14 protein-coding genes are annotated in these 15186 nt (G+C 63.1%); 2 read left to right on the top strand and 12 right to left on the bottom strand.

The genetic code is table 11. The features are described from left to right. Positions 1–9: 9 nt before the first annotated feature. From FJ948_RS00485 to FJ948_RS00470, 4 genes are all read right to left on the bottom strand, one after another. Positions 10–726 carry a Bax inhibitor-1/YccA family protein gene (locus FJ948_RS00485; RefSeq protein WP_140701172.1) on the bottom strand — a complete coding sequence of 239 codons (717 nt, stop codon included), beginning with the start codon at positions 724–726 and terminating at the stop codon, positions 10–12. A gap of 23 nt (positions 727–749) precedes the next feature. Further along, a complete protein-coding gene (locus FJ948_RS00480; protein WP_140701169.1) occupies positions 750–1523 on the bottom strand; it encodes an anti-sigma factor in 774 nt (257 codons plus the stop codon). Then, complete coding sequence (locus FJ948_RS00475) at positions 1520–2038, bottom strand: sigma-70 family RNA polymerase sigma factor (protein ID WP_181173524.1); 519 nt, start codon at positions 2036–2038, stop codon at positions 1520–1522. The genes FJ948_RS00480 and FJ948_RS00475 overlap by 4 nt, the downstream gene beginning before the upstream one ends. A gap of 87 nt (positions 2039–2125) precedes the next feature. Continuing rightward, positions 2126–2719, bottom strand: coding sequence for a histidine phosphatase family protein (locus FJ948_RS00470; protein WP_140701165.1), 594 nt, complete (start codon positions 2717–2719; stop codon positions 2126–2128). Positions 2720–2838: 119 nt separating this feature from the next. Here FJ948_RS00470 and FJ948_RS00465 point away from each other — a divergent pair, with 119 nt between their 5' ends. Together FJ948_RS00465 and mazG are read left to right on the top strand one after the other, a co-directional pair. After that, positions 2839–4023, top strand: a complete 1185-nt coding sequence (locus FJ948_RS00465; protein WP_140702162.1) for an amino acid aminotransferase — start codon at positions 2839–2841, stop codon at positions 4021–4023. An 89-nt stretch (positions 4024–4112) separates the two neighbouring features. Continuing rightward, positions 4113–4937 carry a nucleoside triphosphate pyrophosphohydrolase gene (gene mazG / locus FJ948_RS00460; RefSeq protein WP_140701163.1) on the top strand — a complete coding sequence of 275 codons (825 nt, stop codon included), beginning with the start codon at positions 4113–4115 and terminating at the stop codon, positions 4935–4937. 53 nt (positions 4938–4990) lie between these two features. On the opposite strand, the gene hflX is transcribed toward mazG, so the two are convergent. From hflX to dusB, 8 genes are all read right to left on the bottom strand, one after another. Beyond that, on the bottom strand, positions 4991–6382 hold the full coding sequence (hflX, locus tag FJ948_RS00455) for a GTPase HflX (protein WP_140701161.1): 1392 nt from the start codon (positions 6380–6382) through the stop codon (positions 4991–4993). Next, on the bottom strand, positions 6383–6628 hold the full coding sequence (gene hfq, locus FJ948_RS00450) for an RNA chaperone Hfq (protein WP_006202172.1): 246 nt from the start codon (positions 6626–6628) through the stop codon (positions 6383–6385). Positions 6629–6772: 144 nt separating this feature from the next. After that, positions 6773–7636: a D-amino-acid transaminase gene (locus FJ948_RS00445; RefSeq protein WP_140701159.1), complete on the bottom strand. Its 864-nt coding sequence runs from the start codon at positions 7634–7636 to the stop codon at positions 6773–6775. 87 nt (positions 7637–7723) lie between these two features. After that, the gene (locus tag FJ948_RS00440; protein WP_015317919.1) at positions 7724–9085 is read right to left on the bottom strand and encodes a sigma-54 dependent transcriptional regulator; all 1362 of its coding nucleotides are present in this window, start codon (positions 9083–9085) and stop codon (positions 7724–7726) included. After that, a complete protein-coding gene (locus FJ948_RS00435) occupies positions 9075–11360 on the bottom strand; it encodes a PAS domain-containing sensor histidine kinase (RefSeq protein WP_181173523.1) in 2286 nt (761 codons plus the stop codon). The genes FJ948_RS00440 and FJ948_RS00435 overlap by 11 nt, the downstream gene beginning before the upstream one ends. Positions 11361–11489: 129 nt before the next feature. Next, positions 11490–12950 carry a nitrogen regulation protein NR(I) gene (ntrC, locus tag FJ948_RS00430; RefSeq protein WP_140701157.1) on the bottom strand — a complete coding sequence of 487 codons (1461 nt, stop codon included), beginning with the start codon at positions 12948–12950 and terminating at the stop codon, positions 11490–11492. Then, positions 12947–14089, bottom strand: coding sequence for a nitrogen regulation protein NR(II) (locus tag FJ948_RS00425; RefSeq protein WP_140701155.1), 1143 nt, complete (start codon positions 14087–14089; stop codon positions 12947–12949). The genes ntrC and FJ948_RS00425 overlap by 4 nt, the downstream gene beginning before the upstream one ends. Next, positions 14086–15114: a tRNA dihydrouridine synthase DusB gene (dusB, locus tag FJ948_RS00420; protein ID WP_140701153.1), complete on the bottom strand. Its 1029-nt coding sequence runs from the start codon at positions 15112–15114 to the stop codon at positions 14086–14088. The genes FJ948_RS00425 and dusB overlap by 4 nt, the downstream gene beginning before the upstream one ends. Positions 15115–15186: the final 72 nt, after the last annotated feature.

The raw sequence follows: 15186 nt of genomic DNA, 5'->3' as shown, positions 1-15186 counted from the left end.
CGGTCCGGACTATTCGCGCTCACCGGTGAAATTCAACAGCAACTGGAAGATGTTGATGAAGTTCAGATAGAGCGAGAAGGCGCCGAAAACGGCGAGCTTCTGGCGCGATTCGCCGTCAAAATTCTCGGCATACTGTTCCTTGATCGTCTGCGTGTCCCAGGCGGTCAGGCCGATGAACACGGCGATGCCGATCACCGAGATGGCGAACTGCAGCGCGGTCGAGCCGAGGAAGATGTTGACGATGCTGGCGATCACCACCCCGATCAGGCCCATGATCAGGAATGACGAGAACTGGGTCAGGTCACGCCTGGTCGTGTAGCCGTAGAGGCTGGTGGCGCCGAACATGGTGGCGGCGATGAAGAAGGTGCGCGCGATGCTGGTTCCGGTGAAGACCAGGAACACCGAGGCCAGCGACAGGCCCATGACAGCACAGAAGGCCCAGAACATCGCCTGCGCGCTCGATGCCGACATGGTCTGCATCTTGAACGAGAACAAAAGCACGAAGGCGAGCGGCGCCAGCATCACCACATATTTCAGCGGGCTGGAAAAGATCGGCACGTAAAGCGCCGGCGTCGACGACACCATGAAGGCGACAAGGCCGGTGACGACAAGGCCGAGGCCCATATAGTTGTAGACGCGCAGCATGTGCTGGCGCAGGCCTTCGTCATAGACGGCTCCGGACCGGGCGCCCGCGCCGACGCGGTATCCCATATTGGGGGTATTCATCTCAATTCTCCTTTGCGGGTCGATCAGTAAAGCGTTCTGGCGAGCGTCTCCGCGGCGCGGTCGAGGTCATGGACCCCACTTTTCGCGACAACCGCATAGGCGACCTCGCCGATCTGGAAATAGGCCGAGGAAATATCGCCCGAAGGCGCCACAGTCGGCTTGACCACGTCGAAGCTGCCCGGCCGGATCGCGAACAACGACACCAGGCCCATATCCTTCGTGTCGACAGCCATTTCGACGCTCGGTCCGAAGCGCGACGGATAGATCTGCACGTCGCGGACCTTCCAGTCCTTCGGCAGGGATGGCATGACGATGGCGGTGGCGGCGCGGATCTCGCCGGCATTGTAATTGGGCGCCTCGGTTTGCGAGGGCATGCTCTCACGCACCAGTGTCGTCCTGTGTGCCCGCACGGCCTCATCGACATAGGCAGGCGGCTGCGGCGAGGCGATAACCTTGGTCACCGACATCGGCCCGATGATGCCATTGGCCAGCCAGCCGGCGCCGACCAGGGCGGCAACCGTCGCCGCGCGCTGCAGCACGCCGAAGATGCGGCCCCGGCCAAGCCCCCTCTCCAGCCGCCGCGCGGCATCGGCCGTCGCCGGCCGCGCCATGCCCTTGGAGCCGGCAAGCGCCACGCGCAGCTCGTCGCGGGTTCTGAGATCCAACATCACACGCGCGGCCGTCTCCGGGCGCGCGGACAGGAAAGCTTCGACCTCGATGCGGCGGGTGACATCGAGTTGATCGTCGACATAGGCGTCGAGATCGGCGTCTGTAACCGGGTCGACCAGAGTGGTCATGAGTCGCCTCCCACGATCCTGAGATGATTTTTGCCGCGCGCCGGTGCTTCTTCCATCTGGCGCAAGGCGGCGCGCGCCCGGCCGATGCGCGACATCAGCGTGCCCAGCGGCACGCCGCTGGCATTGGCGGCCTGCTGGTAGGAAAGGCCCTCGATGGCAACGAGATGCAGGGCCGAGCGCTGCTCTTCCGGCAGGCTGAAGAAGGCTTCTCGCACCTGCGCAAGGCGCACCGAATGCTCCTGCGGCGCTGGCGTGCTGCTGTCGGCCAGATATCCGGCCTGTTCGAGGCGCGCGGCTTCCGACCGGTGCGAGCGCACCCGGTCGATGAAGGTGTTGTGGACGATCGACAACAGCCAGGCCCGCAGGTTTCCGCCCGAGCGGAACGTGCCGCGCCGCTCATAGGCACGCACCAGCGCGTCATGCACGAGATCCTCGGCCTCGACGCCGTCGCGCGTCAGCGAGCGCGCGTAGCGCCGCAGCGACCCGAGCTGTCCTATGATGTCAAAGCGTGGCATCGACCGTTTCATGCCCTGTTTACGGAGCACGTGGGGATTTTAATCCCGGCTACCGCCAAATTTTTCGCCGGGCATCCGACGCCGCACTCAAGCCTGGCGCGGATTTGCCGGTTTGGGAACCGTCACGCCACAAGCGCGCAGCACCCACCGGCAGCCGTCGCTGCGAATATCGGTGATGCTCAAGGGTTCGATGTCGATCTTCGCGCTGGCGGCAAGCGGTGCGCCGAGAACGTGCAGGATAGCGGTGCGGATGACGCTGGCATGCGTCACGGCGATGGTGTGGCCGGCTTCGGCAATCAATCCATCCATCAGCTTTGACGCCCTGCCCGCTACATCGGCCAGCGACTCGCCACCATGCGGGGCGGTATTGGGATTGCTAAGCCAGGCAACGATCTCATCCGGCTGTTGCGCCTGCACCTCTTCGAAGCTCCTGCCTGACCATCGTCCGTAGTCCTGGTCCGCCAGCAGCGGTTCGACCGATGCTTCCAGCCCCAACGCCTCGGCGGTCTGGCGAGCCCGCAGCGCCGGCGCGGTCCAGACGCGATCGGCGCGGCGCAGCGTCCCGCGCATCGCTCTGGCCGAGGTCAGCGATCTCGGCTCCAGCGGCTCATCGGCCGGAAACGATCCTTTCCGGGTCGCCGCCGTAGCGCCGGCACAGATCATGGTCAGACGGACGAGCATGGAGCATGCTTTCTCTGAAGTGGTTGAAAGCCGCACCAACAGGTGCGGGCGCAATCAAAACCGCTGGTGAAACGTAGCCAATTTGCGTATCACTCCGCCGCGCCAACGGAACCATAATGATGTTCGAAGACCTGCAGCCAGCTCCCGCCGACAAGATTCTCGCGCTGATCGGGCTCTATCGCGCCGATCCACGTCTTGGCAAGGTCGACCTCGGCGTCGGCGTCTACAAGGATCGCGACGGCAAGACGCCGGTCATGCGCGCCGTGCGCGAGGCCGAAAAGCGGCTGCTGAATAGTCAGGACACCAAGACCTATCTCGGCCTTGCCGGCGATATCGGCTTCAACACCGTCATGGCCACGCTCGCCTTTGGTCCGGGTGCCGACATGGCGCGCATCCGCGCGGCACAGGCGCCTGGCGGTTCCGGTGCGCTGCGGCTGGTGGCGGAACTGCTCAAGCGGACGCGTTCGGACGCGACGGTGTGGGTCTCCGACCCGACCTGGCCGAACCATATGCCGGTGATGCGGGCCGCCGGCCTGCAAATCCGCGAATACCCCTATTTCGACGCGGCTTCGGGCGCGGTTCGTTTCGATGACATGCTGGCGGCGCTGCGGACGGCGCAAAGCGGCGATGTGGTGCTGCTGCACGGCTGCTGCCACAACCCGACCGGCGCCAATCTGGACGCCGCTCAGTGGGAGGCCGTGACCGATCTTGTCGTCGAGCGCGGTCTGCTGCCGTTTGTCGACATCGCCTATCAGGGCTTCGGCGATGGCCTGGAGGCTGATGCCCTCGGCTTGCGGCTGCTGGCGGCGAAAGTTCCGGAAATGGTTGTCGCGTCGAGCTGTTCAAAGAATTTCGCCGTCTACCGCGACCGTGTCGGTGCTGCCATGGTCCTGGCCCGGGACGGCTCGCAGGCGGACATCGCGATGAGCCAGATGCTGTCGGCGGCGCGCGCCATGTATTCGATGCCGCCGGACCATGGCGCGGCCGCCGTACGCATCGTTCTGGAAGACGCCGCGTTGCGTGCCGACTGGGAAGCCGAACTTGAGGAGATGCGCCTGCGCATGCTGCGGCTTCGCGTGGCTTTCGCCGAGGCACTGCGCCGGCAATCCAACTCCGACCGTTTCGACTTCGTTGCCAGCCATCGCGGCATGTTCTCCAGGCTCGGCCTCACGGAAGCGCAGGTCGAACGGCTGCGCGTCGAGCACGCCGTCTACATGGTCGGCGACAGCCGCATCAACGTGGCAGGCCTGCCAGAGGACGGCATGGATGACCTCGCCAAGGCGATCGTTTCCGTGCTGGACTGACGAAGCTGATACGGTGCAACTGTGGACAAGGTCCCCTTCCCGGCTGACAGCGTTGGCCGTGCGTCGGTCGGCGCGATAGCATTCGCCGCATGACACCATCGAAAGATATTTCACGCCTGATCGAGATCATGGCGGCGTTGCGCGCGCCGAAGACCGGTTGCCCGTGGGATATCGAGCAGAATTTCTCCACCATCGCGCCCTATACGATCGAGGAAGCCTATGAGGTGGCCGATGCCATCGCACGCGGCGATCTCGACGATTTGCGCGACGAGCTTGGCGATCTCCTGTTGCAGGTCGTATACCATGCCCAGATGGCGCAGGAGGCCGGCGAATTCGCCTTTGGCGACGTGGTCCAGGCCATCACCACCAAGATGATCCGCCGCCATCCGCATGTCTTTGGCGACGAAAAGGCCCGCAGCGCCGGCCTGGCCAAGGGCATGTGGGAAAAGATCAAGGCGCAGGAGAAGGCCGAGAAGCGACAAGCCCGCCTCGCGCGAGGCCTCGACCCCGAGGACAATGGCAAGGGCTTCCTGGACAGCGTTCCGGTCGCCCTGCCCGCCTTGACGCGAGCCCTGAAACTTCAGGAAAAAGCCGCCCGCGTCGGCTTCGACTGGAGCGAGGCTGCCCCCATCCTGGACAAGATCGAGGAAGAAATCGGGGAGTTGCGCGAGGCACTGGCCAAAGGTGAAACGGCCGAGATCAAGGACGAGTTCGGCGACATGCTGTTTGCTGTCGTCAATCTCGGCCGCCATCTGAAGCTCGATTCGGAGGCAGCACTCAGCGGCACGAACGAGAAATTCCGCTCACGTTTCCACTATGTCGAGCAGGCCCTGGACAAATCAGGCGGCTCGCTGGAGGAAGCTACGCTGGAAGAAATGGAAGCGCTCTGGCAGGAAGCAAAGACCGCGAAGTAGGCCCGGCAATTCCTTACGAGAAACGCGATACAATTTCCCGGAATTTACGCGCGTTACCCGTTGTTTTTGCGACGCAATCGGCTTTCGATCTCTTCTCGGGCGCTTTGTGTGGCCTTCAGCGAAAGGGTAGCGCTGCCGTCGTCATTGTCAGTCCGCGAAACGACGTCACCGTTGCGATAAAGCCAGTCGACCAAGCCGAACTGTGCCGGCTCGATCGTCACCGTCAGCTCTTCGAGCTCGCCGGCCATCCGGGTTTCGATGAGGGCCTTCAGCGCATCGATGCCTTCGCCCGATACCGCGGATACGGCAATTGGCGGTTCCTTGCTGCCGTCGGCACCGTCGGCTAGCAGCCGCTGCCTGTTGCCGTCGTCCAGAAGGTCGATCTTGTTCCAGACTTCGATGACCCGCTTGGTGTCGCTGGCATCGACGCCGAGGTCGGCGAGGATGCGCTCGACGTCCTCGGCCTGCGCAGCCGTATCGGGATCGGAAATGTTGCGCAGATGGATGACGAGATCGGCCTCGACCACCTCCTCCAACGTCGCGCGGAAAGCCGCGATCAGATGCGTCGGCAGGTCCGAAATGAAGCCGACCGTGTCGGAAAGAATAATCGGTGTGCCATGTGGCAGGCGCACGCGGCGCAGGGTCGGATCAAGCGTGGCAAACAGCATGTCCTGCGCCAGCACCCCTGCTCCGGTCAGCTTGTTGAACAGCGTCGACTTGCCGGCGTTGGTGTAGCCGACGATCGCCACCACCGGAAACGGCACCTTCTTGCGCTTGGCGCGGTGTAGGTCACGGGTGCGGCGCACGGTTTCCAGCTCGTGCTTCAGTTTTATGATCTTTTCCTGCAACTGCCGCCGATCGGATTCGATCTGCGTTTCACCGGGACCGCCGAGGAAGCCGGCACCGCCGCGCTGGCGCTCCAGGTGGGTCCAGCTGCGTACCAGGCGGCCCTTCTGGTAGTTGAGATGGGCAAGCTCGACCTGCAGCGTGCCTTCCTTGGTACGCGCCCGCTCCCCGAATATCTCCAGGATCAGCCCGGTACGATCCAACACCTTGGCGTTGAATTCCTTCTCGAGATTGCGCTGCTGCACCGGCGTCAGCGGGTGGTCGACGATGACCACTTCCGCGTGACCTTCCTTGACGATTTCGGCCAACTCCTCGACCTTGCCGCTGCCCAGCAGCGTCGCCGGGCGAGGGTCGTTGACGGTCACGACCGCCGTATGGATCAGATCTAGGTTGATGGCGCGGGCAAGGCCGACTGCTTCGTCGTGGCGCGCCTCGGCCGAGCGGGTCAGCCGGGGACGGTTCGTGTCGTCATCGCCGCGCTGCTGGCGGGTAAGCACCGGCACGATGACAACAGCCCGGGTCGGGGCTTCGGCTACCGTCCCGGGATGATGTGCTGGTTTTCCGCGAACCGTGCCGTCCGCGTCCTTCTCACGTGCCAATCAGGCGCCCTGGCTTTCCTCGCCATCGAACATCTGAACCGGCTGGCTCGGCATGATCGTGGAAATGGCGTGCTTGTAGACGAGCTGGGAGTGGCCGTCGCGGCGCAACAGGACGCAAAAATTGTCGAAAGAAGTGACCACGCCGGTCAGCTTCACGCCGTTGATAAGAAAGATGGTGAGCGGGTTCTTGCTCTTGCGAACTGAATTCAGGAACAGGTCCTGAAGGTTTTGCGATCGTTCCGCCATTGTTTTTGTCTTTCGCCGATCCCCTTCGGTTTGCAGCCAATGCGCCAAATTAGCGGGCACATGTCAAGCGCGCAAACACCCTCTTGCCGTCAGTAACGACAAGCAGAACGAGATATATTGATGTTCATTCCACCTGAGCGGTTATCAGGCTGGACTTTTTTCCGCAATGTCAAAAAAGGCCTGCCGCAACGAAAGTGTTATTGAGCCGGGGTGTCCGTTGGCTACGGGATCACCGTCAATGGCCACGATCGGCATGGCAATAGTCGTCGCCGAACTGATGAATGCTTCGCGGGCCGCCTTGGCCTCGGCGACGGAAAATCCACGCTCCTCGATCTTCAGGCCGAGCTTTGCCGCGACTTCGAACATGGTGGTGCGCGTGATGCCGCGCAAAATGCCATGTTCGGCCGGCCGGGTGACCAGAACGCCGTCCCTGGTAACGATCCAGGCATTCGACGAGCCACCTTCCTTGACGTTGCCATCGGTATCCACGAACCACGCCTCCTGCGCGCCCGCCTCCTTGGCCTTCTGCTTGGCCAACACATTGGGCAGCAGTCCGACGGTCTTGATGTCGACACGGTCCCAGCGGTTCTCCGGCACGGTGATGACCGCGATGCCGGTCTCGGCGCGTTTCGTGCCGGCGGCAGGATCCGCCTTCCTGGCTGTCACCACCAAAGCCGGCTTGGTGTCCGCCGACGGAAAAACGAAATCGCGGCTGGCGACACCACGCGTCACCTGAACATAGACCAGACCGTCGACGACATGGTTGCGGTTGACCACCTCGCGCAGGATCAGCGGCAACACGTTGCGCGTCACCGGCCAGGCGATCGACAGTTCGGTCAGCGAGCGGTTAAGCCGGGCGAGGTGGCGCGGCATGTCGACGATGAAGCCGCGCGCCACCTCGCAGACCTCGTAGACGCCGTCGGCGAACTGATAGCCGCGATCCTCGATATGCACGGCGGCATCGGCATGAGCGATGTAGCGCCCGTTCACATAGGCAATGCGCGGCATTTGTCACCTCGGGGAATTTGGTCCGGCCTGTTTAGGCGATTCCGCCCTTGAGGTAACGGACAATCGCGTGGGCCACTGGATATCCGGTCAGACGCCCAGCGACTTCAGCTTGCGATGCAAGGCGGAGCGTTCCATGCCGATGAACTCGGCGGTCTTCGAAATGTTGCCGCCGAACCGGTTGATCTGGGCGATCAGATAGTCCTTTTCGAACTGTTCGCGTGCCTCGCGCAGCGGCAGCGCCATGATGTGCTGGTCCGACTGGTTGGGTGTGCGCGGCATGACATCGCCGATTTCGGACGGCAAAAGATCGGCGGTGATCGGCGCGTCGACGTCCTCGCCGCGCGCCAGGATCATCAGGCGCTCGACATTGTTGCGCAGCTGGCGGACGTTGCCCGGCCAATTGTGCGCCTGCAACACGGCCAGTGCGTCGTCGCCGATGCGGCGCGGCTTGATGCCGGCCTGGCGGGCGATCTGCTTCATGAAATTGTCGACGAGATAGGGAATGTCCTCGCGCCGCTCGGCAAGTCCGGGCACCATGACCGGGACGACCGCGAGACGGTGGTAAAGATCCTCGCGGAAACGCCCGTCGGCGATCATCGCCTCCAGGTTCTGCGAGGTCGAGGAAATGATGCGCACATCGACCTTGACCCGCTTCGTGCCGCCCACCCGCTCGAACTGCTGTTCGACCAGCACGCGCAAAATCTTGTTCTGCGTCTCGCGCGGCATGTCGGCCACTTCGTCGATGTAGAGAATGCCGCGATGGGCTTCCTCCAGCGCTCCCACCTTGCGTTCGACCCCGTTCGATTCGGTGCCGAACAATTCGATCTCCATGCGCTCGGGCGTGATGTTGGCGGCGCTCAGCGTCACGAACGGCCCACCCTTGCGTGTCGACAGCGTATGGATGGCGCGCGCCGCCAGTTCCTTGCCCGAACCGGAGGGGCCAACGATCATCACGCGGCTGTTGGTCGGCGCGACGCGCTCGATGGTCTGGCGCAACTGGCTCATCGCCGACGACATGCCGATCAGGTCGAAGGTTTCGCCGCTGCGCAGTTTGAGGTCGGAAACCTCGCGGCGCAATTTCGAGGTCTCGAGCGCGCGCTCGGCGATGAGGATCAGCCTGTCGGCCTTGAACGGCTTCTCGATGAAGTCATAGGCGCCGCGGCGAATGGCGGAGACCGCCGTTTCGATGTTGCCATGACCTGAAATCATCACCACGGGCAGGTTCGGATGCATGGTCTTGATCTCGTCGAGCAACGCCAACCCGTCCAGACGCGAACCCTGCAGCCAGATGTCCAGGAAGATCAGCCTCGGCGCCCGATCGGCGATGGCCGCCAGTGCACTGTCGGCGTCGAATGCCGTACGGGTTTCGTGACCCTCGTCACTGAGGATGCCTGCGACGAGCTCGCGGATGTCTTCCTCGTCATCGACGATGAGAATATCAGACGCCATTACCGACCTTTTCAGTTTCTCGTTCGTGGTCCGCCCTGCCTTCGCCGCGCGCTGGGGTGCCGGCCGAGGGCGGCAGGATAATGCTGATCATCGCACCACGCCCGCCATGGAAATCCGCGGGCGCGTCATGGAGTTCCAACCTGCCGCCATGGTCCTCCACGATCTTCTTGACGATAGCGAGACCAAGTCCGGTGCCCTTCTCGCGTGTGGTCATATAGGGCTCCAGCAGCCGTTGGCGATTCTCGCGCGGCAGACCTTTGCCATTGTCGATGACGTCGATGCGAATCGCGCCATTGTGGCGGCCGGCTTGAATCCGGATTATGCCGTGCGAGCCGTCCTTCTGTTCCAAACCGTCGATCGCCTCGGCGGCGTTCTTGATCACATTGCCGAAGGCCTGGGCCATCAGCCGGCTGTCGAAGGTGCCCTTGAGCGGTTCACTGCCGAATATCCGCTCGAAAGTGATGTCGGCCCGGCTGACTTCGACCAGGAAAGAAGCCTCGCGTAGTGATTCGCGAAGGTCGATGGCCTTCATCTCGGGTTTTGGCATGCGCGCGAAAGCCGAGAACTCGTCGACCATGCGGCCAATGTCCTCCACCTGCCGGATGATCGTGTCGGTACACTGGTCGAAAACTTCGCGATCCTCGGTGATCACCTTGCCATAGCGGCGCTTGATGCGCTCGGCGGAAAGCTGGATCGGCGTCAGTGGATTCTTGATCTCGTGGGCAATGCGCCGCGCGACATCGGCCCATGCGGACGAACGCTGGGCCTGAACCAGGTCGGTGATGTCATCGACCGTCACCACATAGGATTTTTCCTCGGAGCCATCGTCGCCTGCCTCGATCGTGACCTGCACATTGAAGGTCCGCTCGGCGCCGGCGCGATAGAAGGTCACCTGCTCGCGGTAAACCGGTTTGCCGGACTTGCGGCCAATCTCGAAAACGCGGCCGACATGCGGCAGGACAGCGGAAAGATTCTGCCCAAGGGCCGCGCTGGCGGAAATGGCCAGCATGGTCTCGGCCGAGCGGTTGACGATGGTGACGATGCCATACGGATCGACGCCGATGACGCCGGCCGTGACGCCGGCAAGCACCGCTTCGGAAAAACGGCGGCGCTCGTCGATCAGGTCCTTGGCGGACAGGATTTCGTTTCGCTGCGATTTCAGCTCGAGCAGCATCTTGTTGAACGTGTCGCCAAGCGAGGCGACATCGCCGTCGGACGGCCGCACCGGCACCGCAACGTCCAGGTTTCCGGTAGCAACCTCGTCGGCGGCACCAATGAGCTGCCGGATCGGCCGCACCAGACGGTCGGCGACGGCAATGCCGGTCCAGATCGCCGACAGGATGACAATCAGCGTCAGCGACAGATAGGGCAGCGCGAAGGCCACCTGCGAGGTGCGGCGATTGTCTTCCAGACCACGATATTCGTCAGTGTTGGACCGCACGATCTGGCGCGCCTTGATCACGTCGGGATCGACAAGGCGGATGGTGTAGAGATAGAGCCCTTCGATCTCGCGCAGCTTGACGATAGCGCCCATGATGTTGCGCGTGCGCGGTTCGATCAGCACGGGCTTGCCGTCTTCGGCACTGGCCACGGCGCCTTCGGGTGGCTCCGGCATGGCGAAATCGACATCGGTCTTCGCGCTCATGACGAAGGAGCCGTCGGCCTTGATCAGCGCGGCGTGGGCAAGCGAGCGGCCCACGGCCTCCTTGTTCATCAGATCGAGAAAGCCGGTGCGATCGAGGCCGTAGAGCGTCCGCGACGCATCGAGGTCATAGGCCATCGACAATGTCGTGCCCTGCAGGTTGCGCGCGTTCTCCTGAACATAGGCGTCGGCGATCGACAGGGATGAGTTGACGATCGTCTTGGTGCGAATCTCGAACCAGCGATCAAGGCCGATGTCGAGCGTGATGGATGCGATGATCGCCACCATGATGGCCGGAATGGCGGCGACGAGCGCGAACATGGCAACGATGCGCACATGCAGCCGCGAGGCAGCCTTGCCATGCCGGCGTGCCATGATGATGCGGTGCACCTCACGGCCGATCAAGGCTATGAGGAAGAGCACGAAGGCGGCGTTGAGTGCGATCAGCGACCAGGTCGCCTTGGCGTCGGGCGCGATCGGAGTGGCGCCCACCAGGATGGCGAACGAGATGGCCGCCATGATCAGCGCGCCGACAACCGCCACCACGCCGGGCAGCGCCAGCAGCCGGCGCCCGTCGCGCGCGCCGGGTTTGCTAAAAAGCGGTTCGTTCAGTGTTGGTGCCTGCGAAGCCATATCGCCGTCTAGAACCAGTGATTGCGTCCGATCTATGCAACGCATTGTGGCGATTATGCAACAAGTGTGACACGGACGGGAATCTTTCCCCGTTCGGTCCCCTGAAAAAATCGTGTGCCTGGCGCGGGCTCAGGTCTGGCGCGATGACTTGTAGACGTTGACGCCCAATTCGCGAATCTTCTTGCGCAGCGTGTTGCGGTTGAGCCCCAAAAGCTCCGCGGCCTTGATCTGGTTGCCGCGGGTTGCCGTCATCGAAGCCAGTACCAACGGATATTCGACTTCGGACAGAATGCGCTCGTAGAGGCCGGCGGGCGGCAATTCGCCAGCAAAGGAGGCGAAATAACGCTGCAGGAAGTGCTCCACCGCCTGACCGATGGAAAGATCGTCGGGAATGAGGTTGCCGGCACCGGGTACCACCGGGCGCTCGCCTGTCTTGAGCTCAGCCTCGATGATTTCGGCTGAAATCTCGTCCTGCGAATAGAGCGCGGCGAGCCTGCGAACGAGGTTTTCAAGCTCGCGCACATTGCCCGGCCAGGGATAGCGCTTCATCAGTTCGATGCCGCCCGAAGAGATGCGCTTGGTCTGCAGCCCCTCCATCTCGCCAAGCTTGAAGAAATGCCGCACCAGGTCGGGCACGTCCTCGGAGCGTTCGCGCAGCGCCGGCAACCTGAGCGGCACGACGTTGAGACGGTAGAAAAGGTCCTCGCGAAAGAGGCCCTGGTTGATCAGCGTGCGCAGATCCTTGTTGGTGGCGGCGACGATGCGCACATCGGTCTTGATCGGCGTGCGGCCGCCGACCGTCGTGTACTCGCCCTGTTGCAGGACCCGCAGCAGGCGCGTCTGCGCCTCCATCGGCATGTCGCCGATCTCGTCGAGGAACAGCGTGCCCCCCTCGGCCTGCTCGAAGCGACCGGTCGAGCGGTTCTGCGCGCCGGTGAAGGCGCCCTTCTCGTGGCCGAACAATTCCGATTCGATGAGATCGCGCGGGATCGCCGCCATGTTGATGGCGACGAACGGACCGCCTCGGCGGCGTCCATATTCATGCAGCGCCCGCGCCACCAGTTCCTTGCCGGTGCCCGATTCGCCCGAGATCATCACCGTCAGGTCGGTCTGCATCATGCGCGCCAGCATGCGGTAGATGTCCTGCATGGCGGCCGAACGGCCGACCAGCGGCATCGATTCGGGCTGCTCATCCGGCCGCGTGTCGATCTTTGGCCGGCGGGGCTCTGACAGCGCGCGGTTGACGATGTTGAGGAGCTCCGTCAGGTCGAACGGCTTCGGCAGATATTCGTAGGCGCCGGTTTCGGAAGCACGGATCGCCGTCATGAACGTGTTCTGGGCGCTCATGACGATGACCGGCAGTTCCGGCCGCGCCTTCTTGATGCGCGGCAACATGTCGAAGGCGTTCTCGTCCGGCATCACGACGTCGGTGATGACGAGATCACCTTCCCCGGCCGCCACCCAACGCCACAGGGTCGAGGCGTTGGAGGTGACGCGCACCTCGTGACCGACACGCGACAGGGCCTGATTGAGCACGGTGCGGATCGCCGCATCGTCGTCGGCGACGAGAATATTGCCGCGAACGGTCATTTGCGATCTCCTTCGCCATCTTGATCGGCGCCCAGCGCCGTTTCCTTCCAGGCCGGCATCAAGACCCGGAACGTTGTCGCGCGCGGGGTCGAATCGCATTCGATGATGCCGCCATGTTCCCCGACGATCTTGGCAACCAGCGCCAGTCCCAGCCCCGAGCCGTTCGGCTTGGTGGTGATGAAGGGATCGAACAGGATCGGCAGGATATCTTCCGAGACGCCGGAACCATTGTCGCGCACGCAGAACTCCAGCGGCAAAGATACGCGGTCCTGAGTGCCCGGGACCGAAACACGAATGCCGGGCCGGAAGGCGGTTGACAGCACGATCTCGCCCTGGGGATCGCTGCCGATCGCCTCGGCGGCGTTCTTGACCAGATTGAGGAACACCTGGATCAGCTGGTCGCGATTGGCGAATACCGGAGGCAATGATGGATCATAATCCTCCAATATCTTGATTTTCTTTGCGAAACCGTTCTTTGCGATCGCTTTCACATGATCGAGCACGACATGGATATTCACGGGATAGCGGTCGATCGGGCGTTCGTCCGAAAACACCTCCATACGGTCGACCAGCGACACGATGCGGTCCGTCTCGTCGGTGATCAGCCGCGTCAGCGCGCGATCCTCATCGGACGCCGACAGTTCGAGCAGTTGCGCCGCTCCCCTGATGCCGGAGAGCGGGTTCTTGATCTCATGCGCCAGCATCGCCGCCAGGCCGGTCACCGAGCGTGCCGCACCGCGATGCGTCATCTGGCGGTCGATCTTGTCGGCCATCGATCGTTCCTGGAACATGACCACGACGGAGCCCGGAAATTCCGGCACCGGCGCGACATAGAGATCGACGACCTTCTCGATGCCAAGGCGCGGTGACGAGACGTCGACCCGATACTCGTTGACGGGCGCGCGGCGCTCGCGCACCTGGTCGACCAGCGTCAGCAACGGGCTGCCGAACGGTATGAGTTTGGACAAGGTGTTGCGCGCCAGCATGGTTGCGCTGGAGCGAAAGAAATCCTCGGCATCGGCGTTGGCGAAGGTGATGAACCCTTCCTCGCTGATCATGATCACCGGGCGGCGAATCGTGTTCAGCACGATCTGGGCGGCATCCGCCATTTCGGTGCCCTGGACGGCAGTGGCGGTCATGCGGCGCTCCGCAGGTTCAAGGTTTGCGGATCGCGCGAGAACACATCGCGCAGCAAGGCAATGACGCGGGCCGGTTCGAACCCGGTCATGATCGCTTTTCTAGTGTCGCCGGCGGCACCTTCGGCATGTCGGTCTAGATACCAGCCGAGATGCTTGCGCGCCTGCCGCAGGCCGCTCTCGACGCCGTAAAGCGCCAGCATGTCCTCGTAATGGGCAACGACATAATCGGCGAGCGCTTGGCGGGTCTCGGGAATGCCGGGCGAAAATGTCCCGGCGGCGGCCGACGCGATGCTGCCGGCGATCCATGGCGCGCCATAGTGGGCGCGGCCGACCATCACCGCGTCGGCGCCGGACTGTTCGAGAATGAGCGAGGCTTCGGCAGGCGAGCAGACATCGCCGTTGGCGACGACCGGGATGGATACGGCCTCCTTGACGCGAGCGATGGCGCGCCAGTCCGCTTTGCCCTGGTAGAACTGGCAGCGTGTGCGGCCATGGACAGTGACCATCCTGACGCCCGCCTGCTCGGCCCGGCGCGCAAGGACGGGAGCGTTGAGTGCGCCTTCGTCCCAACCCAGCCGCATTTTGACCGTCACCGGCACCTTGACGGCGCCGACCACGGCCTTGATCAGCGAAAGCGCGTGGTCGAGGTTGAGCATCAACGCCGAGCCGGCATAGCCACCGGTGACCTTCTTGGCCGGGCAGCCCATGTTGATGTCGATGATGTCGGCGCCCTCACCGGCGGCGATTCGAGCGCCTTCGGCCATGTGGATAGCCTCACGGCCGGCAAGCTGCACCATATGGACGGGCAGGCCGGAATGGCGTATGCGCAGATCGCAGCCGGCCCTGCCCTTGGCGAGTTCGCCGCTTGCCACCATTTCGGACACGACCAGGCCGGCGCCATGCGCATACGCGCGCTGCCTGAACGCCTCGTCGGTGATCCCCGACATCGGCGCGAGGAAAACGCCGTTGCGGATTATCACGCCGCCGACATCGAGTGGCGCGGCCAATCTGATCAAGTTAACCATGCACAAAAACCAAGCATGTCCATTCGTTGCACATTCTCTAGCCAGATCGAGAGAAATGTGCAACGCGCAATG

It is taken from the genome of Mesorhizobium sp. B2-3-12, assembly GCF_006442205.1.
Lineage (GTDB): Bacteria > Pseudomonadota > Alphaproteobacteria > Rhizobiales > Rhizobiaceae > Mesorhizobium.
Note: the sequence above shows the minus strand (reverse complement) of the source record. Positions and strands in the feature narration are given on the sequence as shown.

Coding starts and splice junctions, on each gene's coding strand:
- FJ948_RS00480 (WP_140701169.1), bottom strand. CDS start 1,523: ATGACCACTCTGGTCGACCCGGTTACAGACGCCGATCTCGACGCCTAT.
- FJ948_RS00475 (WP_181173524.1), bottom strand. CDS start 2,038: ATGCCACGCTTTGACATCATAGGACAGCTCGGGTCGCTGCGGCGCTAC.
- FJ948_RS00435 (WP_181173523.1), bottom strand. CDS start 11,360: ATGGCTTCGCAGGCACCAACACTGAACGAACCGCTTTTTAGCAAACCC.
- FJ948_RS00465 (WP_140702162.1), top strand. CDS start 2,839: ATGTTCGAAGACCTGCAGCCAGCTCCCGCCGACAAGATTCTCGCGCTG.
- ntrC (WP_140701157.1), bottom strand. CDS start 12,950: ATGACCGTTCGCGGCAATATTCTCGTCGCCGACGACGATGCGGCGATC.
- hfq (WP_006202172.1), bottom strand. CDS start 6,628: ATGGCGGAACGATCGCAAAACCTTCAGGACCTGTTCCTGAATTCAGTT.
- FJ948_RS00470 (WP_140701165.1), bottom strand. CDS start 2,719: ATGCTCGTCCGTCTGACCATGATCTGTGCCGGCGCTACGGCGGCGACC.
- FJ948_RS00485 (WP_140701172.1), bottom strand. CDS start 726: ATGAATACCCCCAATATGGGATACCGCGTCGGCGCGGGCGCCCGGTCC.
- dusB (WP_140701153.1), bottom strand. CDS start 15,114: ATGGTTAACTTGATCAGATTGGCCGCGCCACTCGATGTCGGCGGCGTG.
- mazG (WP_140701163.1), top strand. CDS start 4,113: ATGACACCATCGAAAGATATTTCACGCCTGATCGAGATCATGGCGGCG.
- FJ948_RS00445 (WP_140701159.1), bottom strand. CDS start 7,636: ATGCCGCGCATTGCCTATGTGAACGGGCGCTACATCGCTCATGCCGAT.
- FJ948_RS00425 (WP_140701155.1), bottom strand. CDS start 14,089: ATGACCGCCACTGCCGTCCAGGGCACCGAAATGGCGGATGCCGCCCAG.
- FJ948_RS00440 (WP_015317919.1), bottom strand. CDS start 9,085: ATGGCGTCTGATATTCTCATCGTCGATGACGAGGAAGACATCCGCGAG.